Here is an 18,342-nt window from a genome sequence, read left to right on the forward strand (position 1 = left end):
GTTTCCAAATTTTTCACTTCATACACTTCTTGACACGGCGTGGTATGATTAATACATCCAACACATGTCTAACAACCTCACCAAGAACTGTACGAGCCAGGAACAACTGGAAAAGATAATCAAAGGACAGGAGCGTAAATTCCGGTGGAGAGACGACTGGCCCGTAATGGAGAAAGCGCTTCAAACTTCGGGTGCTGCTGCCATTGCCGCCCACCAAGAAAAAAGTCAGCAGGATAAAGCCTAACCATAGAAACCCAATATGACCACAGCCCCCGACGCCACTACCTACCGCCTCATCGACGGCAAGCAAACCGCCGAGGCCATTAAAGAGGAAATTGCTGCCGAGGTTGCCCAGCTAAAGGCGAACGGCGAGAAGGTGCCCCATTTGGCTGCCATACTGGTGGGCCACGATGGCGGCTCTGAAACCTACGTGCGCAACAAAGTACTGGCCTGCGAGCGGGTTGGCTTTGAGAGCACGCTCCTACGCTACGAAGACGACATCACCGAAGCCGAACTACTGGCCAAGGTGGAGGAGTTGAACCAGGATGCCCGCATCGACGGCTTCATTGTGCAGCTGCCGTTGCCGCGCCACATTTCCTCTGAGAAGGTGATCGAGGCAATTCGGCCGGAAAAGGATGTGGATGGATTTCACCCGATGAACATCGGGCGGATGGTGGCGGGCCTACCGGCTCTGCTGCCGGCTACCCCCTCTGGCATTGTGGAGTTGCTGCGCCGCTACGAGCTAGTGACGGACGGCAAGCATTGCGTGGTCATTGGGCGCTCTAATATTGTAGGTACGCCAGTTAGTATCTTGCTAGCTAAGAACTTAGAGCCTGGTAACTGTACGGTTACTTTATGTCACTCGCGCACTCAGAATCTGCCGGAAATCACCCGCACGGCTGATATTCTGGTGGCGGCCCTAGGTCGTCCGGAGTTCGTAACCGCCGATATGGTGAAGCCGGGCGCAGTGGTAATTGACGTAGGAACGACCCGCGTAGAAGACGCCACTAAAAAGTCGGGGTGGGCACTGAAGGGTGATGTGAAGTTTGATGAGGTAGCTCCTCTGACCTCCTACATTACCCCGGTGCCCGGTGGGGTTGGCCCCATGACCATTGCCATGCTGTTGCTCAACACGTTGCGTGCGGCCAAAGGCGAGGTTTACCCGAAGTAAGAGCCTAGTGTGGCCCGCAGCTGCTTCATGCCGCTGCGGGCTTCAACCAGCACTTCGTCCTTTAAAATCCAATTAATACCGCCTCAGGCTTTTAGAATTAGGGGCGGTGTACTACTTTTAATGTCGGACCGTTGGTTTGGGGCCAGATGCACATGCGTCTGACCTGTTCCGGCGGCCCGGCTTATTTTTTACCGACTACCCTGTTTTGCTGCACGAACTTCCCGTTACGTCGGCTGCCCCGGCACAAGGGGGAGCACCTTCACTGCCCGTCATGGAGCAGTTTTACACTATTCAGGGCGAAGGCTATAACACAGGCCGGGCTGCTTACTTTATCCGCTTAGGCGGCTGCGACGTAGGCTGCGTGTGGTGCGATGTGAAGGAATCCTGGCCCCTGGATGCCCATCCGCGTCATGCCATTACTGAGTTGGTAGCAGCCGTAACGGCTCACCCGGGCCGCAACGTAGTCATTACCGGCGGTGAGCCGCTGATGCATGAGTTGGGGCCGCTTACCTCTGCGTTGCAGAATGCCGGTTGCCGCACCTGGATTGAAACTAGTGGCGCCTATCCGCTCAGTGGCCAGTGGGACTGGATTTGCGTATCGCCCAAGAAATTCAAAGCCCCGCTGCCGTCGGTGCTGGCGGCGGCACATGAGTTGAAAATCATTGTATTTAATAAGAGCGATTTCGCCTGGGCAGAGCAACACGCTGCCCAAGTGGGACCCGATTGCCGGCTTTATTTGCAGCCCGAGTGGAGCAAATCAACCGACATGATGCCCCTTATTGTAGATTACGTAAAAGCCCATCCGCAGTGGCAAGTCTCCCTGCAAACTCATAAGTTCCTCGACATCCCGTAGCGTTTTACCGCTTATGCGCCGTTTGCTTTCTGTCTCGTTTGTGGTGTTGCTATCAGTTGGTGGGGTGATGCCCACTAGGTCAGTAGCGCAAACCAAGCTCGCCACTACCAATACAAAGGCCCGCAACTTGTGGGAAAAGGCCCAGGGGCAGGCCAAAGACCGGGACTTCGCCAAAGCCATTGAAACGCTTAATCAGCTCAATGAGAAATTTCCCTCATTGGGCGAGCCGTATCTGTTGAAAGGCTCCCTATACAAGTCCATGGGCGAAAATAGGTCGGCTTTTGAGGCCTACCGGGATGGTATTGCCAAGATTCCGCTCAGCCCTACCAGGGCCACTGATTACTACACGCTGGGCGAGTTGGCCATGACGTTTGGGGAATACCCCATTGCGGCAGACAGCTACAAAAAATACCTGAAAACAGCCGCCAAAGGGCAACGCAATATTCCCCGCGCCCAACGGCAGCTGCTGAACTGCGAGTTTGCGCAGAAGTCTATGGCGGCTCCTAATGGCATTCAGCCGGAGCGCATGGCTGAGCCCCTCAACACGTTTCGCTTTCAGTACTTTCCGGCCCTAACAGCCGATAGCCGGTTCCTTCTCTTCACCGGACGGCCAACGCTGGAAAGCGGCGAGGACTTGTTTGTGAGCCGCCAAAACCCCGATGGTACCATGGGCGCCCCAGCCTCCATTTCGCCAGCTATTAACACGAGCTTCAATGAAGGCGCCGGTACTATTTCCGGCGACGGAAAAACACTGGTTTTTGCTTCCTGCGACCGACCCAACTCAGTAGGCAACTGCGACCTGTATATTTCTCGGCGGACGGGCAATGCGTGGAGCAAACCTCAAAACTTGGGTCGCAACGTTAACTCGTCGGAGTGGGATTCGCAGCCCACGCTTTCCGCCGACGGCCGGACCCTGTACTTCACCAGCATGCGCCGCGGCGGGAAAGGTCAGGAAGATATTTACGTTACTACCCTCGGCGCCGACGGCAACTGGACGCCGGCCCGCAACCTGGGTGAGCCTGTGAACACGCCAGGCAAGGATATGGCTCCATTTATCCATGCCAGCGGCACTACCCTCTATTATGTCACGGATGGGCTGGTAGGCATGGGCGGGCTTGATATTTACCGCTGTGAGCAACTGGGAGGAACCAAATGGAGTGTGCCGCAAAATCTGGGTTACCCCCTCAACACCTTCGAGAACGAAGCATCCCTTTTCATTAGCTCCGATAACCGCAGAGGCTTTTGTTCCCGCTCTCGCGCTACGGAACCCGGCGTGAAGCAGGAGCGCGACCGGCCGGTGGAGTTGTTTGGCTTTGCCGTACCCAAGGAGATGCGCGCCCGCGAAACCAGCACCTATACGCAGGGTCGGGTATTCGACGCTTTCACGAAAAAGCCCATTCAGGCCGATGTGCAGCTGTATGACCTGAACACAGATGAACTGGTGCAATATGTGTCGTCGGATAGTGAAAACGGGGAATACACCGTGGTCCTGAACGAAGGCCGGCAATACGCCATGTATGCCGCCGCCGACAAGTACCTGATGAAAAGCCTGAGCTTTGACTTCAGCGATAAGCGGAATTTCGATCCGCTGACGCTGGATATTTACCTGGAGCCGGTGCGCTCGGGCCGCAGCATTGTGCTTAACAACCTGTTCTTCGATACCAACAAGTTTGAGCTCAAATCTAAGTCGCGCACAGAGCTGAACCGGTTAGTGGGCTTTATGAAGCAATACCCGGAAATACAGGTGGAAATATCGGGCCACACCGATGACGTAGGCTCAGATGAAGACAACTTCCTTTTGTCCCAAAGCCGAGCAAAATCAGTATACACGTATCTCATTAGCCAAGGTGTGAAAGCTGAGCGGTTACGCTTTAAAGGCTACGGCGAGACCAAGCCCTTGATGGCAAACGATTCGGAGGAACATCGGCAGCAAAACCGCCGCATAGAGCTTCGGATTCTGTAAAACCCCTGAGAGTTGTACTATTTGAAACCCAACTGCGTAAGCGGTTGGGTTTTTTTCATTTGTAGTATCCCTTTTTGATTATACTATTACAAGGCTGATTATGAGATGAATAGTACTTTTTGGTGTAAGTTGTAGAGTATAATAGTTATAAAAATTCTTTTTTTTATTTAATATCAAGCTGTATATTTGGACATGCCCTAATCTGGGTCTAGCAACTCTGAAGCTGTATTGCCTCAAGTAAGCTTACTCTAGTATTAGGCTCTTGATTTTGTTAATTCTTTCTTCCTAACCCTTTTACAAACGCTTACCATGAAAAAGACTACTCTTTTTGCATGTTTACTGTTCGGGTTGCAGAGTGCTGCTATGGCTGGCACCGAGCCTGATGGTTCCGGCAGCATTACCTCCCGCGCCACTGCTCTGACCCGCTCCATCTCTGAAAAGGCCCGCCTTGATGAAGGGCAGTACTTGCGGGTGAAGCAACTGAACATCCGGATGCTGACGGAATTGGAAGATCTGAAGACGCGTTTCGCTGCCGACCAGTCGGTGCTGGACCAGCGCCTAGCGGATGCCCAGTCGCGTTACGAAACCGACCTGACTGCTTTGCTTCGTCCGGCCCAGCTTTCCATCTTCCAGCAGAGCCGCACCAGCATGACGGCACTAGGTGCCACGCCTAAGTAAACAGTTTAAGCAGCCCGCCCACAAAGCGGGCTGCTGCTTTAATAAGCTAGGTTAGCGCTATTGTGCCCAAGTAATAAACTAGAAATATTACATATCATATTGATAATATGATAGATATATAGTATATTCAAATATCAATCACTGAATGCCTTCCTTTTTCCTGTCCACCAACCTGACACCTTTATGAAGAACGTATTCGCTTGCCTGACCTTCCTTTTATTGGTTTCCTTGGGAAACATGGCGCAAGCCACCACCGCTGATGAGGGCACCAAGCTAGCAGCGCGTGCTACTGAGCTGACTAAACGCATGGCTGAGCGCACCAAGCTTAGCGAAGGCCAGTACGTGAAAGTACGCCAGCTCAACTACCGCCTGTTAAGCGAAATAGCTGATGCCAAAAAGCAGTTTTCCGGCGACAGCGAAAACCTCGACAAAGCAATGGCCGACGTGCAGATGCGCTATGAGTGGGACCTGGCCGCCATTCTTTGGCCCAAGCAGCTTGCAGCCTACGAAGACGTAAAGCTGAACTTCACGGCAACCAACGTGCGCTAAGCGTAGAGTTGCTCCCGGCGCTGCCGGAAGCAAAAAATACCCAACAAAAAAGCCCGCTACAGCAGCGGGCTTTTTTGTTGGGTAGGAGGGCAGTAAGCTACTACGAACGCTGCTCAATGCCTACGTAGTCACGCTCGGTCTCGCCAGTATAGATCTGACGCGGACGACCGATAGGCTCTTTGTTTTCGCGCATCTCTTTCCACTGGGCAATCCAGCCGGGTAGGCGGCCTAGGGCAAACATAACCGTGAACATCTCGGTAGGAATGCCCAGGGCTTTATAGATGATGCCTGAGTAGAAGTCTACGTTCGGATACAGCTTGCGCTGGATGAAGTACTCATCGGTGAGGGCAGCCTGTTCCAGCTCCTTCGCAATTTTCAGCAGAGGGCTATCCTGCAGGCCTAGTGCCGTCAGCACTTCATCGGCAGCCTTCTTGATGATCGTAGCGCGCGGGTCGAAGTTCTTATACACGCGGTGGCCAAAGCCCATGAGGCGGAACGAGTCGTCCTTGTCCTTGGCTTTCGCAATGAACTTGCTGGTGTCGCCACCATCACGCTCAATAGCCTCCAGCATTTCTACCACTTCCTGGTTGGCACCGCCGTGCAGGGGGCCCCACAAAGCGTTGATACCAGCCGATACCGAGCCATACAGCGAGGCATTGGCCGAGCCTACTAGGCGTACCGTGGAGGTGGAGCAGTTCTGCTCGTGGTCGGCGTGCAGAATGAGGAGCTTGTTGAGGGCGCTAACCACTACTGGGTTCAGCTCATACTTCTCCGTAGGGAAGCTGAACATCATGTGCAGGAAGTTAGAGCAGTAGTCCATGTCGTTCCGCGGATAGTTCAACGGATGACCCATCTGATTTTTGTAGGTCCAGGCGGCTATAGTGGGCAGCTTGGCCATCAGGCGGATTACGTTCAGGTCGATTTCCTCCTTGCTCAGATCGGGGGCTACGCTTTCGGGGTAGAAGGCGGTCAGGGCACAGATCAGCGACGAGAGAATCGCCATGGGATGCGCAGCGGAGGGGAAGCCGTCGAAAATCTTCCGAACATCTTCGTGTACCAGCGTGTGCTTGGTAATCTGGTTGCTGAAGTCCTGCAGCTCGGCCTGGGTGGGCAGCTTGCCATAAATCAGCAGGTAGGCAACTTCAATAAAGCTCGATTTCTCGGCCAGTTGCTCAATCGGGTAGCCCCGGTAGCGCAGTATGCCTTCCTCACCATCGAGGAAAGTGATGGCGCTTTTGGTAGCACCGGTGTTTTTGTAGCCGGAATCAAGGGTAACGTACCCCGTCTGGTCGCGCAGCTTTCCAATATCGAAAGCCTTTTCGTGCTCAGTACCTTCGATAACAGGGAGAGAGAAGGATTTCCCGTCGAGGATCAGTTCAGCAGATTCTGCCATAAGCGTGGGTTGAAGGGTGGGTTGCGAGGCGAAACTAAAGAATTACCGGCAAGCAGTAAAACCCAGTGAGAGTTTGGCACCTATACTACAACTCGGCCCAGGTTGTTGTTTGAGTTGGGGTAAAACGCAAAGAAAGGCTCCAACTATGATAAGTGTGGCATGCCGAGCAATTTTTTACCCGTAATCCGCATAATATTTCAACCCCTGCAGCCAGATTGGGTAGCCATGCCCAAAACCACACCTAGTAACTGACCTGAACAAGTATGGAACGGTAAGCCGGCCTAGTTAGTGTCGAGCTCATGAGGCGCTATGCTACTTGCCGATGCAGAACTGGGTGAAGATGCTGGTGAGCAGGTCGTCGTTGCTTATCTCGCCCGTTATTTCGCCCAGCGCTGCCAGCGCATGGCGCAGGTCGGCGGCCAGCAGCTCGGTGCCAGCGCCGGCAGCCAGCCCGTGCACTACGGCATCCAGATGCAAGGTTGCCTGCTCCAGGCTGCGGGCGTGGCGCACGTTGGTGACTATCGTGCTGGCACCAGTGTAATCGAGGCCTTCGCCCCGTACCCGGCCTAGTAGTAGCTCGCGCAACTCATCTAGCCCGTCGCCTCTGGATGCGGCAATCAGCACCGTATCAGGGCGCCCACGGAAGGCTTCCTGCTCGGGGTCAGTGGCTACATCTAGCTTATTGCCGACGGCTAGTACCGAGGTACCCATGGGTGCCTTCAACGCTTCAATTTCTGCTTCAAGCTGCGCAGGAGTAGTACTCGTAATATCAAATAGATATACCACAATAGAAGCTTGCTGAACCCGCTTCATGGTGCGCTCTACACCCATGGCTTCTACCACATCAGAGGTGTCGCGTAGGCCAGCTGTATCCACAAACCGAAACCGGATGCCATCTACGTTTACCTCGTCTTCAATCAGGTCGCGGGTGGTGCCGGCAATGTCTGACACGATGGCGCGCTCCTCGTTCAGCAGAGCATTGAGCAAAGTGCTTTTGCCGGCGTTGGGTCGGCCGGCTATGACGGTGGTAACGCCGTGCTTGATGACATTGCCCAGCTCAAAGGAGCGGAGCAGTCGGCGGACCAGCGTTTGAACTTCCTGTAGCAGGGTTACTAGCCCCGTGCGGTCGGCAAACTCTACGTCTTCTTCGCCAAAGTCGAGCTCCAGTTCCAGCAAGGCGGCAAACTGCACCAAACGCCCGCGTAGGTCTTTCAGCTCCTGCGAAAAGCCGCCGCGCATCTGGCGCATGGCTACCTGGTGCGATAAGGCGGAGTCGGAGGCAATCAGGTCGGCCACGGCTTCTGCCTGGGCCAGGTCGAAGGCACCGTTGAGAAAGGCCCGCTTTGTGAACTCGCCGGCTTCTGCTAGGCGGGCACCTCGGCGGGTAAAGAGGGCTAGTAGCTCCCGCACAATGTAGTCGGAGCCGTGGGCGCTGATTTCCACTACGTCCTCGCGGGTGTAGGAGTGCGGCGTGCGGAATAGCGAAACCACCACCTCGTCAATGATTCGCTCACCATCCCGGATAGTACCAAAATGAAGCGTGTGGCTGGCCTGGTCGCGGAGGCGCTTACCGGCAAAGGCTTCATCGGTGAGGCGGATAGCATCGGGGCCGGAGAGACGAACCAGCGCAATGGCACCCGAGCCGGGTGGTGTGGACAGGGCCACAATGGTATCTGAAAGCGAAAAAGGAAGGGCAGCGGCCACGGCGAACGAAATGGTTTCGTTTGCAAAGGTAGGCGTTCAGCCGCGGTATGTATTGCTAGAAACCAGCAAAGGCGCGCCAGCAAGCAGTGGTAAATTTCAGGCGGTTCAAGCAAGCCAAGTACCTAGCAAACTACCTAGCCCGTCACGAATAAATTACGACTTACTTCCGATGAAATAAGGTATTTGTTGGCCTGGTTTATTCTGATTTCAAGTGAGTTATCAAACGTTATCTTATCCAGTACTTCAATATGCGTGCCTAGGTTCAGCCCTACCTTGTCCAGGTACTGCAGAAAGGGAACTGACGTGTTTTTGACGGCTACCACCACGCCCTGGTCACCGGGGCGAAGGTCGGCGAGGAGGCGGTGCTGGGGGCGATGCAGGATGCCTTCGGCCGTGGGGATAGGGTCGCCGTGGGGATCAAACTGCGGGCAGCCCAAGAACTCATCGAGGCGTTGCACGAGCAAGTCCGAATCAATGTGTTCCATCTGCTCGGCTACGTCGTGCACTTCATCCCAGGTAAAGCCCAGCTGCTGCACCAAGAATACTTCCCAGAGGCGATGCTTGCGGATGGTGAGCAGGGCTAGGCGCTTGCCTTCGGCCGTGAGCGTAACGCCCCGGTAGCGGGTGTAATGTAGCAGGCCTTTTTCGCCGAGGCGGCGCAACATATCCGTTACGGAAGCGGCCCGCGTTTGCAGGGCTTCCGCCACGCTGTTGGTGCTAACCTCGGTGCCGGGTTGGGCCTCCGCTAGCTTATAAATGGCTTTCAGGTAGTTTTCCTCGGTGTAGCTGGGCACGCAGGTAGGGCTTCGGGGCAAAGGTGTTGAAGGAGCGAAGATGCACGATTTTGCAAAAAGCGCGGCCGGTACATATTACCGGCCGCGCTTCTTACAGGTTGGAGCGTAGGAACACCCTAGTAAAGGGACGCCGCTGCTACCACTTAATCAGGGCCGAAGCCCAGGTAAAGCCGGAGCCGAACGCAGCCAGACACACCAGGTCGCCGCGCTTGATGCGGCCTTCTTGCACGGCTTCGCTTAAGGCAATCGGAACCGAAGCGGCCGTGGTGTTGCCGTAGCGCTGAATGTTGCTGAAGATCTTATCGTCGGAGAGGCCCATCTTCTGCTGCACGTACTGCGTGATGCGTAAGTTGGCCTGGTGCGGAATCAGCATATCCAGGTCCTGAGGCTGGTATCCGTTCTTATCGAGGGCTTCCTTGATAACCTGCGGGAACCGCACCACTGCGTGCTTAAACACGTTCTGGCCGTTCATGTACGGGTACATTTCCAGTTCATTGGCCACCACATAGTCCACGCGGTTGTTGCGGTTCGAGCCGGGCTCTTTCACGATGAGTTCCTCGGCGTGCTCGCCCTGGGAATGCAGGTGCGTGCTCAGGATACCGTGGTCCGGGCGTGTGCTGGGCCGCAGAACTACGGCGCCGGCACCATCGCCAAAAATCACCGAAACGCCCCGGCCGCGGGTGCTGATGTCGAGGCCGGATGAGTGGATTTCGGAGCCCACTACCAGCACGGTATCGTACATGCCCGTCTTGATGAACTGATCGGCCATGGACAGTGCGTACACGAAGCCCGAACACTGGTTGCGCACATCAAACGCCGGAATTGGGTCTTTGATGCCTAGTTCGCGCTGCAACAGTACGCCAGAGCCGGGAAAGAAGTAGTCAGGCGACAACGTAGCAAACACAATCATTTGCACATCGTCAGGCGTGAGGCCAGCCATTTCTAGGGCCTTGCGCGAGGCGTTGGCGCCCATATTGGCCGTGGTGTCTTTGCCTTCCTCAAACCAGCGACGCTCCCGGATGCCGGTGCGTTCCTGAATCCACTCGTCGGTGGTTTCCATGAGGGTAGTGAGGTCGGCATTGGTGACCACGCGGGCAGGCACATAGTGGCCTACACCCGCAATTTCAGACATTCGGAGAGTAGAGTTCATCAATGGGGGAATTTGCGGAGCAAGTAGGTCAGAGAATCTGAGCCCAAGGTAGAAAAAAACAGACCCAGCCCCGTAAACGGCCTGCAAAGGTCGGCAGTTACTTAATAGAATCTAGTAGCTGGTGCAATTTTTCGGCTTCAGTAGCCCAAAGCGCTTCCGGCGGAGTGCCTTGCGGGTAATACGGGCGCTCCGCCAGCATGGCTGCCAGCGTGCCAGCGGGCGGGTACTCGGGCTGCTGAAAGTCAAGGACAATGCCGGCCTGGTGGAGTTGCACGAGCGGTTGCCACAAGGGGTTTGGCGGTAGCACTATGGGTAAGCCGTTGGCTAGGTACTCAAACAGCTTGGTTGGAATACAGCGGGCGGTGCTCGGGTGCGGCTGATACGGCAGCAACCCCAAATGGCTACGGTGCATTTCCGCCACTACCCGTGCATGCGGCACCAACTGTTGGCCCCCCATCAGGGTTACAAGGGTTGGCATATCGGCTACGGTAGCCTCCAGGCGCGGGAACAACCCCGGCTGCTGGCAGGCTCCAATGATGGTCAGGTGTACCAAGGGCCAGGCTTCTTGCAGGTGCCGGGCAAACCGAATAGCTTCCCACACGCCGTTCAGCTCCGAGATGGTGCCGGAATACAGCAGCCGAAGGGGCTCTGAGGTACTAGGTAGCTGCCGCGGCCAAACCGGTGTCGCCTCCTCCCGAGTAGTTGGCTGGTATTTGTTCTCGAGTATCAACGTGCGGTTGGGCTCGGCGAAGGGCAATTCCTCGGCGTAGCTGCGCTCGGCCAGTACAATGGCCGTAGCGCGCCGGGCCGCCAGGGTTTCCAGTCCGCGCACCAGCCTCGCCAGCACGTTGCGTGCCCACCCCGGGTAGACCTGCTGCGTCTGGATGTTGAGGGCATAATTCTCCCGCACATCATATACAAAGCGCCTGTTAGGTCCCAGTACACTCCAAAGCGCCGTAAGGGGTAGCAGCTCGGGCGCATGTACAAACACTAGGTTGGGCCTCAGCTTACGCAGCAATTGCCAGTACGTCCATTGTGCCTTCACGCGGGCAAAGCTTAGGCGGGAGCCAGCCAGTAGGGCATGCGTCCGCAAATTGTCTGGTAGGCCTGACGGCGTAGGAGCAAGGCGGCCCGCCACGTGTACTTGGGTGCCTGCCCGGCTGGCCAGCGTGCGCCCGAACTTGCCCAGCATGCGGGTGTCATCGAGCGGTTTGAGCACGGAGGCCAGTAAAATGGTCAGCGAAGGCGGCATATTGCCTGCGAAGATGGTAAGTTTGCTTGTTAGTTGTCGGCGGAGAAGCTCTGAATGATGCCTTACGTATCCGGTTCACGGACTTCCGGTGCGGGCAACCAACCTAACATCACCTGACACCCAGATTGAAATGTCTGAACTCCAAACCCTGATTGAGGCTGCCTGGAACGACCGGAGCCTGTTGCAGCAAGCCGCCACTACGGAGGCTATCCAGCACGTAATTGAAGAACTAGATAAAGGCCGCCTGCGTGTGGCTCAGCCCGGCGCCGAGGGTGCCGAATGGCAGGTGAATGACTGGGTAAAGAAAGCCGTTATCCTGTATTTTCCCATCCGCCAGATGGAAACCATTGAGGTAGGCCCCTTTGAGTTCCGCGACAAAATGCGCCTCAAAACCAACTACGAGCAGCAGGGCGTGCGCGTAGTTCCGCCCGCCGTAGCGCGCTATGGCGCGTATCTGGCTCCCGGCGTTATCATGATGCCCAGCTACGTGAACATTGGCGCCTGGGTAGGCGAGGGGACCATGGTAGATACCTGGGCTACCGTAGGCTCGTGCGCGCAAATTGGGGCCGGTGTGCACCTGAGCGGCGGCGTAGGCATTGGCGGCGTGCTGGAGCCCGTACAGGCAGCACCCGTAATTGTGGAAGACGGCGCCTTTGTGGGCTCGCGCAGCATTTTGGTAGAAGGCTGCTTTGTGGGCAAGGAAGCCGTTATCGGGGCGGGCGTAACCATCACGGGCAGCACGCGCATTATCGACGTGACGGGCCCAGAGCCGAAGGAGTACCGGGGCTACGTACCGGCGCGCTCCGTCGTTATTCCGGGCAGTCTGCCCAAGCAGTTTCCGGCCGGCGAATACCACGTGCCCTGCGCCCTGATTATCGGTCAGCGCAAGCCCAGCACCGACCTGAAAACGTCGCTCAACGACGCGCTGCGCGAGCACAACGTGGCCGTGTAATAAAACGGTGGCATAACGCGCTGAAAAGCCTGTAGTTACTGCTGGCTCTGGAAGAACCCTGCGCCCTTTACGCCAGGGTTCTTTTTTTCCACGGCCAGATGCAGGATATTGCACTGCGGTGCGTAATTCACTCACCCAAGTTCCCCCGATTCTTTTCTTGATGAGTACCTTCAGAACAGTAGTGTCCGCGGCCCAGGCCCGCGACGAAGTGCGCGACTTTGTAGCCCAGGAATTAGGCATTGAACCCGAGGTGGTGCAAACGCGCGTAGCCTTTAACCGCGAGCTGCCTTGGGTGGACGGCCAAAAGCGCCCCTGCTTTCTGGTGGAGTGGGCCGAGCCCAACGGCCGCGACGGGGTAGCCATTGCCGGCCCGTATACCCATAATTTCTTTGAGTTTACCCGGGAGCAGGCCTACCAGCTAGGCGCCCAGAATGCCTGGCGCCAGCAGCTGCTGAACTTGTATGCCGGTTGTGAGCTAGTGGTGCACGCCAGCCTCACCCAGTCCTTCACGGATGTTCCGGACCCTACGCGCCTGGCCATCATCAAGCAAACGCTGGAGGAGCGCTCCAACTGGCGCGTAGGCGTAAACGTTTCGTTGCGTGATTTCCTGCGCCTGGGCACCGATGAGTACTATGTATTTAACGGCAGCTGGGTCTGGAACCCTAACTTCCGCTACTCACACCTGAAAGGCTTCGTTCCATACGGCGAGAAAACCCTTATGGAGCTGCCCAAAGGCGAATTTATCCCGGTGAAGTCGCACTCCCCGTTTGAGGCAATTCCACCCGTAGGCGAAGACGGCGCTTATCCTGGCGAGCTGGTCAGCTTTATCATTGTGAAGAACAACCAGATTCTGGAAACCCGCGGCCTCGACCTGCACGCCCGTACCCTGATGAACCAAGTGGCCATGTTCTATGCTCTCGGCCGCGACCATGGTCCGTTCCAGATTGATTTGGTAGAGCAGCAGTAAGGTTTTCCGCTTCGGCGACCCTAGTAAAAGAAAAGCCCGCCCCGACACTGTCGGGGCGGGCTTTTACATAGTAGTTGGCCTAGTGAACTTTGGCCTCAGCTTTCAGCTTGTCGGCAAAAACCTGCCGCACCTTATCTACTTTGGGCTTCACCACAAATTGGCAGTAAGGCTGCTGGCTGTTCAGGTTGTAATAGTTCTGGTGATAGTTCTCGGCGGCATAGAACGTGCCTAGGGGCGAGATTTCCGTCACGATGGGGTTCGAAAAAGCATGCGCTTCATTAAGCTTCTTCTTGTACTCCTCCGAAAGGCGCTTCTGCTCGTCGTTGTGGTAGTAGATGGCCGAGCGGTATTGCGTGCCGGTATCAGCGCCCTGGCGGTTGAGGGTAGTAGGGTCGTGGGTTTTCCAGAACACCTCCAGCAATTCCTCAAAGCTGATTTTGCTAGGGTCGTACGTTATCTGAGCCACCTCCGCGTGGCCCGTCAGGCCGCTGCATACTTCCTTATAGGTAGGGTTAGCGATGCGTCCGCCGGTGTAGCCGGATACAACTTTCTCGACGCCGTTCAGGTCCTGAAAAACAGCCTCGACGCACCAGAAGCAGCCGGCTCCAAATGTTGCCTGTTCCATTCGTTGGGTTTTCGTAGTAGATGGTGTGGTAGTAGCCCGTTGTGCGGTTGCGGCATTCAACAGGCCTAGCAACAACAGAGCGGTAAATACTGCTCGTATCATACGTCTAAAAGGAATTTCAGGCCTGAAAAGTTTAGCAAATACGGCCGAGCTGCTATAAAAACAACCGACCTTCCCGCCCGGGGGCAGAAAGGTCGGGTAAGTTGTTTGCTAGGGTGCTGTTTACGCGGAACCCCTACGAAAAGGCTACTTCCGGAAACGCTCAGCCAGCACCAGCTCTTTGGTGCCGTGGGTCCAAGAGTAGAAACCTTCGCCTGATTTTACCCCTAGGCGGCCGGCCGTTACCATGTTTACCAGCAGGGGGCAAGGTGCATATTTCGGGTTGCCCAAGCCGTCGTGCAGTACCCGCAGAATGGCCAGGCACACATCCAGCCCAATAAAGTCGGCCAGCTGCAGCGGGCCCATCGGGTGCGCCATGCCGAGCTTCATCACGGTATCAATTTCCTCTACGCCCGCTACCCCCTCAAACAGGCTGTAAATGGCCTCATTGATCATGGGCATCAGAATGCGGTTGGCCACGAAACCAGGGTAGTCGTTTACCTCCGTAGGCGTTTTGCCAAGCTCCCGCGACAGCTCCATCACGCGCTGGGTCACCTCATCAGATGTAGCGTAGCCCCGGATAACCTCTACCAGTTTCATTACGGGCACCGGATTCATAAAGTGCATGCCTATCACCTGCGCTGGGCGCTTCGTAACGGCAGCAATCTTCGTGATAGAGATAGAGGAGGTGTTGGAAGCCAAAATGGCTTGCGCGGGCGCGTGCTGGTCCAGCTCCCGGAAGATGTTCAGCTTCAGGTCGACGTTCTCTGTAGCGGCTTCCACCACCAAGTCGGCATTCTGTACACCTTCGGCAATGCTGGTATAGGTAGTCAGCCGACCTAGCGTGGCGGTTTTATCATCCTCCGTGAGCGAGCCTTTTGCTACCTGGCGGTCTAGGTTTTTGCCAATGGTGGCCAAGCCTTTGTCAAGGGCAGGTTGGTTAATATCGATGAGAGCAACGGAGAAACCGTGCTGGGCAAATACGTGAGCAATGCCATTGCCCATCGTGCCCGAGCCAATAACGGCGACGTTCAGCATGAAAAAAACAGAAAAGTGGGTGGGAAGAAATAGGAGCAGGCAAGGCTGCCGTGCAAAGCTAAGCTGAAACAACGGGCCACCCAATGGAAGATTTTAAGGATTAGAGTATTGCTATACAAGATTTTTTTTAGAAAGTAAAAATGGATTTGCAGTGCGCTAGGGCATTTTTTAGGCTAAAGCTTCTTGCAGAATTAAAAAAATGTGAACAGGCTATAAACCTTTTGGGGGAAGCCCCGCGTACAAAACCGCAGATTGGCTGCTCAACTACTCTTCACCCACTAGCTACAGCAGCCACAAAAAAACTCTCCCTAACCATTCACCAACTCTCTCCTCCTTACTTCTTACAACCATGGGAAATCTGCTGTATATCATCGCTGTCATTCTGATCATCATTTGGGCACTTGGCTTCTTTGGTGTTTTGGGCACCGGCCTCGCTAACAATGGTCTGATTCACATCTTGCTGGTTATTGCTATCATCGCCATTCTGCTGCGTGTTATTCGCGGCGGTCGGGTAGTCTAGCTAGCCCCGCATTCCACACAGATAGTGGAATAATTGAGTCCAAAAAACACAAAAAAACCGGCTCCGAAAGGGCCGGTTTTTTTGTGTTCTGTCCGTAAGCTTATTTCAAATCAAACAGGAAGCTGAACCGAATTACCGGCTGCCCATAGATGTCTTCGAAGCCGTCGTTGAAATTATACAGTACCACAATGTCAGCGGCGGCCCGATCCCCGATTGGTTGCCGGTAGCCAACTCCAGCCAGCGGGGTGCGCACCGTAATTTTGCCGGGAAACAAGGTGCCTGTGCTCGGGTCCTGGTACAGCACTTCGGCCTTGGTTACTTCGTACTCGCCGTGCAGGAAGAACTGGTTAAACACGATAAACTGCGCAAAGGCTTTCAGCCCAATGCTATTGGTGTTTACGCTACTGGAGCCGCGCAACGAGTAGTTGTTGTAGGCGTACGAAATGCCCGGACCAATGGCAAACCGCTTGCTTACCCGATAACCGATGGCCGGCGCAATACTGGCGCTGAACTGGCTGTACCCATACAGGCTACTGAAGCCTAAACCAAAATTGCTGTACAAGAAGTACCGCCGCAACGGAGGTTCCGGGGCCGCCACGCCGGGGCGCTGGGGTAGCTCCAAGCCCGATGGCCGGTTGGGGTCGTAAGGCTCCCTAGAGGCCGGCGTTTGCTCGGGGGTAGTTGGTGCCGGCTGATAGACTGGCGGCGGAGCCGGAGCCGTTGGGGCTGGTGCGGAGCCTGGGGGCGCCGTGTTCAGCTGCGGTTTTACGGTGCGCGTGGTGTCCGTTACCTGGCCCAAAACGGTAGGGGCCAACCCAAGGCTGGCCCCACTGAAAAGCGTTAAGAACAGAAGTCGTTTCATATCTCCGCTTGAACGTGATTATGAGACCAACTGATACATGCGTTGGCGCTGAGCCTTAATGTTTTCGTCAGCCAGATACTCTTCGTAGCTCATGCGGCGGTCAATAATACCGTCGGGCGTAAGCTCGATAATGCGGTTGGCTACGGTTTCCACTACCTGTAAGTCGTGGGAGGCAAACAGCAGCGTGCCATTGAATTCCTGCAGGGAGTTGTTCAGGGCCGTGATGCTTTCCAAATCAAGGTGGTTAGTGGGGTCATTCAGCACGAGCACGTTGCCACCTTCCATCATCATCTTCGAGAGCATGCAGCGCACTTTCTCACCTCCGCTCAGTACGTTCGACTTCTTCTGCGACTCCTCGCCCGAGAACAACATACGGCCCAAGAAACCCCGAATAAACGACTCATCTTTTTCGGTGCTATACTGCCGGAGCCAATCCACTAGGTTCAGGTCCGTGTCAAAGAACTCGGTGTTTTCCTTCGGGAAGTAGCTAGGCGTGATGGTCGTGCCCCACTTGAAATCACCGGTATCTGCCTTCGTCTCGTTGAACAGAATATCAAATAGGAGGGAGGCAGCCCGGTCGTCGCGGCTGATGATGGCTACCTTATCCTTCTTATCGAGGGCAAAGGAAACGTTGCGGAATACCGTGTGCCCATCTACTGATTTGCTCAGGTTCTCGACTGTCAGGAGCTGGTTGCCTGCCTCGCGCTCTGGCTTGAAGGCGATGTAGGGGTACTTGCGCGAGCTTGGCTTGATTTCTTCCAGCGTGAGTTTCTGGAGCAGCTTTTGGCGCGACGTAGCCTGTTTGGATTTGGAGGCGTTAGCCGAGAAGCGGCGAACAAATTCTTCCAGTTCTTTGCGCTTGTCCTCGGTCTTCTTGTTCACCTCCTGGCGCTGACGCAAAGCCAGCTGCGACGACTCGTACCAGAACGAGTAGTTGCCAGGATACATCGTGATTTTCGAGAAGTCGAGGTCAGCCATGTAGTTACACACCGCATCCAGGAAGTGACGGTCGTGGCTTACCACAATAACCGTGTTCTGGAATGAGTCGAGGAAATTCTCAAGCCACAGTACCGTTTCGGCGTCGAGGCCGTTGGTTGGTTCGTCCAGCAGCAGTACATCGGGGTTACCGAACAGTGCCTGAGCGAGCAGCACCCGTACTTTGTCGGAGGTGCCCAGGTCGCCCATCAGGGTGTTGTGCTTGTCCTCGGCAATGCCCAGGCCAGAGAGCAGTTCAGCAGCTTCGTACTCGGCGTTCCAGCCTTCCAGATCAGCAAACTCACCCTCCAGCGCCGCGGCCCGCTCGCCATCTTCATCCGAGAAATCGGCTTTGGCGTAAAGCGCGTCTTTTTCCTCCATTACCTTCCAGAGGCGCGTATGGCCCATAATTACGGTCTGAAGTACCGGGAAGGCATCAGCCGCAAATTGGTCCTGCTTCAGCACGGAAAGGCGGGCGCCTTTGGGCATATCCACCGAGCCGGTATTGGGCTCAATCTCACCCGAAAGGATCTTCAAGAAGGTGGACTTGCCTGCCCCGTTGGCCCCAATGAGGCCATACACGTTGCCGGGCATGAATTTGATGGTAACGTCTTCAAACAAAATGCGCTTGCCGTAGCGCAGGCTTACGTTGGAGGTGCTGATCATATCAAAAAAGTGCGGAGAAACTCAGAAATGGCCCTAACAGAAGGCTGTGGCGCACAAAAATAGGCAAAATGCCTCGGCCTGCCGGAATATCCGGAGCCGGATGTGCCCGTTGTTGAAAAAAAGCTTCGCAA

Annotated in this window: 18 protein-coding genes; 9 read left to right on the top strand and 9 right to left on the bottom strand. The window is 55.4% G+C overall.

The window, feature by feature from the left end; genetic code table 11:
* Positions 1-64: 64 nt before the first annotated feature.
* From ACYVGU_RS06145 to ACYVGU_RS06170, 6 genes are all read left to right on the top strand, one after another.
* The gene (locus ACYVGU_RS06145) at positions 65-244 is read left to right on the top strand and encodes a hypothetical protein (RefSeq protein ID WP_460611926.1); all 180 of its coding nucleotides are present in this window, start codon (positions 65-67) and stop codon (positions 242-244) included.
* A gap of 15 nt (positions 245-259) precedes the next feature.
* Complete coding sequence (locus ACYVGU_RS06150) at positions 260-1,171, top strand: bifunctional 5,10-methylenetetrahydrofolate dehydrogenase/5,10-methenyltetrahydrofolate cyclohydrolase (protein ID WP_460621325.1); 912 nt, start codon at positions 260-262, stop codon at positions 1,169-1,171.
* A 205-nt stretch (positions 1,172-1,376) separates the two neighbouring features.
* Positions 1,377-2,024 carry a 7-carboxy-7-deazaguanine synthase QueE gene (locus ACYVGU_RS06155; RefSeq protein WP_460621326.1) on the top strand — a complete coding sequence of 216 codons (648 nt, stop codon included), beginning with the start codon at positions 1,377-1,379 and terminating at the stop codon, positions 2,022-2,024.
* Between the two features lie 13 nt (positions 2,025-2,037).
* Complete coding sequence (locus ACYVGU_RS06160; protein ID WP_460621327.1) at positions 2,038-3,987, top strand: OmpA family protein; 1,950 nt, start codon at positions 2,038-2,040, stop codon at positions 3,985-3,987.
* Positions 3,988-4,296: 309 nt separating this feature from the next.
* Complete coding sequence (locus ACYVGU_RS06165) at positions 4,297-4,665, top strand: hypothetical protein (protein ID WP_460621328.1); 369 nt, start codon at positions 4,297-4,299, stop codon at positions 4,663-4,665.
* Between the two features lie 183 nt (positions 4,666-4,848).
* On the top strand, positions 4,849-5,214 hold the full coding sequence (locus ACYVGU_RS06170) for a hypothetical protein (protein WP_460611921.1): 366 nt from the start codon (positions 4,849-4,851) through the stop codon (positions 5,212-5,214).
* A gap of 100 nt (positions 5,215-5,314) precedes the next feature.
* Here ACYVGU_RS06170 and ACYVGU_RS06175 read toward each other — a convergent pair whose 3' ends face one another.
* The 5 genes from ACYVGU_RS06175 to ACYVGU_RS06195 form a co-directional block, all read right to left on the bottom strand.
* Positions 5,315-6,607, bottom strand: a complete 1,293-nt coding sequence (locus tag ACYVGU_RS06175; RefSeq protein WP_460611920.1) for a type II citrate synthase — start codon at positions 6,605-6,607, stop codon at positions 5,315-5,317.
* Positions 6,608-6,919: 312 nt separating this feature from the next.
* A complete protein-coding gene (gene mnmE / locus ACYVGU_RS06180) occupies positions 6,920-8,311 on the bottom strand; it encodes a tRNA modification GTPase (protein ID WP_460621329.1) in 1,392 nt (463 codons plus the stop codon).
* A gap of 134 nt (positions 8,312-8,445) precedes the next feature.
* Complete coding sequence (locus ACYVGU_RS06185) at positions 8,446-9,105, bottom strand: metal-dependent transcriptional regulator (protein ID WP_460621998.1); 660 nt, start codon at positions 9,103-9,105, stop codon at positions 8,446-8,448.
* Between the two features lie 136 nt (positions 9,106-9,241).
* On the bottom strand, positions 9,242-10,237 hold the full coding sequence (locus tag ACYVGU_RS06190; RefSeq protein ID WP_460611917.1) for a 3-oxoacyl-ACP synthase III family protein: 996 nt from the start codon (positions 10,235-10,237) through the stop codon (positions 9,242-9,244).
* A 115-nt stretch (positions 10,238-10,352) separates the two neighbouring features.
* Entirely contained in the window at positions 10,353-11,507 is a 1,155-nt protein-coding gene (locus ACYVGU_RS06195) for a glycosyltransferase family protein (protein ID WP_460621330.1), read from the bottom strand.
* A 130-nt stretch (positions 11,508-11,637) separates the two neighbouring features.
* Here ACYVGU_RS06195 and ACYVGU_RS06200 point away from each other — a divergent pair, with 130 nt between their 5' ends.
* Both ACYVGU_RS06200 and ACYVGU_RS06205 read left to right on the top strand, forming a co-directional pair.
* On the top strand, positions 11,638-12,459 hold the full coding sequence (locus ACYVGU_RS06200; protein ID WP_460621331.1) for a 2,3,4,5-tetrahydropyridine-2,6-dicarboxylate N-succinyltransferase: 822 nt from the start codon (positions 11,638-11,640) through the stop codon (positions 12,457-12,459).
* Between the two features lie 160 nt (positions 12,460-12,619).
* Positions 12,620-13,426: a hypothetical protein gene (locus ACYVGU_RS06205; RefSeq protein WP_460621332.1), complete on the top strand. Its 807-nt coding sequence runs from the start codon at positions 12,620-12,622 to the stop codon at positions 13,424-13,426.
* Positions 13,427-13,505: 79 nt separating this feature from the next.
* Here ACYVGU_RS06205 and msrA read toward each other — a convergent pair whose 3' ends face one another.
* Both msrA and ACYVGU_RS06215 read right to left on the bottom strand, forming a co-directional pair.
* Positions 13,506-14,051: a peptide-methionine (S)-S-oxide reductase gene (gene msrA, locus ACYVGU_RS06210; RefSeq protein ID WP_460621999.1), complete on the bottom strand. Its 546-nt coding sequence runs from the start codon at positions 14,049-14,051 to the stop codon at positions 13,506-13,508.
* A gap of 246 nt (positions 14,052-14,297) precedes the next feature.
* Positions 14,298-15,188: a 3-hydroxyacyl-CoA dehydrogenase family protein gene (locus ACYVGU_RS06215; protein WP_460611913.1), complete on the bottom strand. Its 891-nt coding sequence runs from the start codon at positions 15,186-15,188 to the stop codon at positions 14,298-14,300.
* A gap of 349 nt (positions 15,189-15,537) precedes the next feature.
* On the opposite strand from ACYVGU_RS06215, the gene ACYVGU_RS06220 reads away from it, so the two are divergent.
* Positions 15,538-15,708 carry a lmo0937 family membrane protein gene (locus ACYVGU_RS06220; RefSeq protein WP_460611912.1) on the top strand — a complete coding sequence of 57 codons (171 nt, stop codon included), beginning with the start codon at positions 15,538-15,540 and terminating at the stop codon, positions 15,706-15,708.
* A gap of 100 nt (positions 15,709-15,808) precedes the next feature.
* Here the strand turns inward: ACYVGU_RS06220 and ACYVGU_RS06225 are convergent, their stop codons facing one another.
* Together ACYVGU_RS06225 and ACYVGU_RS06230 are read right to left on the bottom strand one after the other, a co-directional pair.
* Complete coding sequence (locus ACYVGU_RS06225) at positions 15,809-16,570, bottom strand: hypothetical protein (RefSeq protein ID WP_460621333.1); 762 nt, start codon at positions 16,568-16,570, stop codon at positions 15,809-15,811.
* Between the two features lie 18 nt (positions 16,571-16,588).
* The gene (locus ACYVGU_RS06230; RefSeq protein ID WP_460611910.1) at positions 16,589-18,211 is read right to left on the bottom strand and encodes an ABC-F family ATP-binding cassette domain-containing protein; all 1,623 of its coding nucleotides are present in this window, start codon (positions 18,209-18,211) and stop codon (positions 16,589-16,591) included.
* Positions 18,212-18,342 lie beyond the last annotated feature (131 nt).

It is taken from the genome of Hymenobacter tenuis (assembly GCF_054780495.1).

Coding starts and splice junctions, on each gene's coding strand:
- ACYVGU_RS06215 (WP_460611913.1), bottom strand. CDS start 15,188: ATGCTGAACGTCGCCGTTATTGGCTCGGGCACGATGGGCAATGGCATT.
- ACYVGU_RS06170 (WP_460611921.1), top strand. CDS start 4,849: ATGAAGAACGTATTCGCTTGCCTGACCTTCCTTTTATTGGTTTCCTTG.
- ACYVGU_RS06225 (WP_460621333.1), bottom strand. CDS start 16,570: ATGAAACGACTTCTGTTCTTAACGCTTTTCAGTGGGGCCAGCCTTGGG.
- ACYVGU_RS06230 (WP_460611910.1), bottom strand. CDS start 18,211: ATGATCAGCACCTCCAACGTAAGCCTGCGCTACGGCAAGCGCATTTTG.
- ACYVGU_RS06205 (WP_460621332.1), top strand. CDS start 12,620: ATGAGTACCTTCAGAACAGTAGTGTCCGCGGCCCAGGCCCGCGACGAA.
- msrA (WP_460621999.1), bottom strand. CDS start 14,051: ATGGAACAGGCAACATTTGGAGCCGGCTGCTTCTGGTGCGTCGAGGCT.
- ACYVGU_RS06145 (WP_460611926.1), top strand. CDS start 65: ATGTCTAACAACCTCACCAAGAACTGTACGAGCCAGGAACAACTGGAA.
- ACYVGU_RS06165 (WP_460621328.1), top strand. CDS start 4,297: ATGAAAAAGACTACTCTTTTTGCATGTTTACTGTTCGGGTTGCAGAGT.
- ACYVGU_RS06175 (WP_460611920.1), bottom strand. CDS start 6,607: ATGGCAGAATCTGCTGAACTGATCCTCGACGGGAAATCCTTCTCTCTC.
- ACYVGU_RS06160 (WP_460621327.1), top strand. CDS start 2,038: ATGCGCCGTTTGCTTTCTGTCTCGTTTGTGGTGTTGCTATCAGTTGGT.
- ACYVGU_RS06220 (WP_460611912.1), top strand. CDS start 15,538: ATGGGAAATCTGCTGTATATCATCGCTGTCATTCTGATCATCATTTGG.
- ACYVGU_RS06200 (WP_460621331.1), top strand. CDS start 11,638: ATGTCTGAACTCCAAACCCTGATTGAGGCTGCCTGGAACGACCGGAGC.
- ACYVGU_RS06190 (WP_460611917.1), bottom strand. CDS start 10,237: ATGTCTGAAATTGCGGGTGTAGGCCACTATGTGCCTGCCCGCGTGGTC.
- ACYVGU_RS06195 (WP_460621330.1), bottom strand. CDS start 11,507: ATGCCGCCTTCGCTGACCATTTTACTGGCCTCCGTGCTCAAACCGCTC.
- ACYVGU_RS06150 (WP_460621325.1), top strand. CDS start 260: ATGACCACAGCCCCCGACGCCACTACCTACCGCCTCATCGACGGCAAG.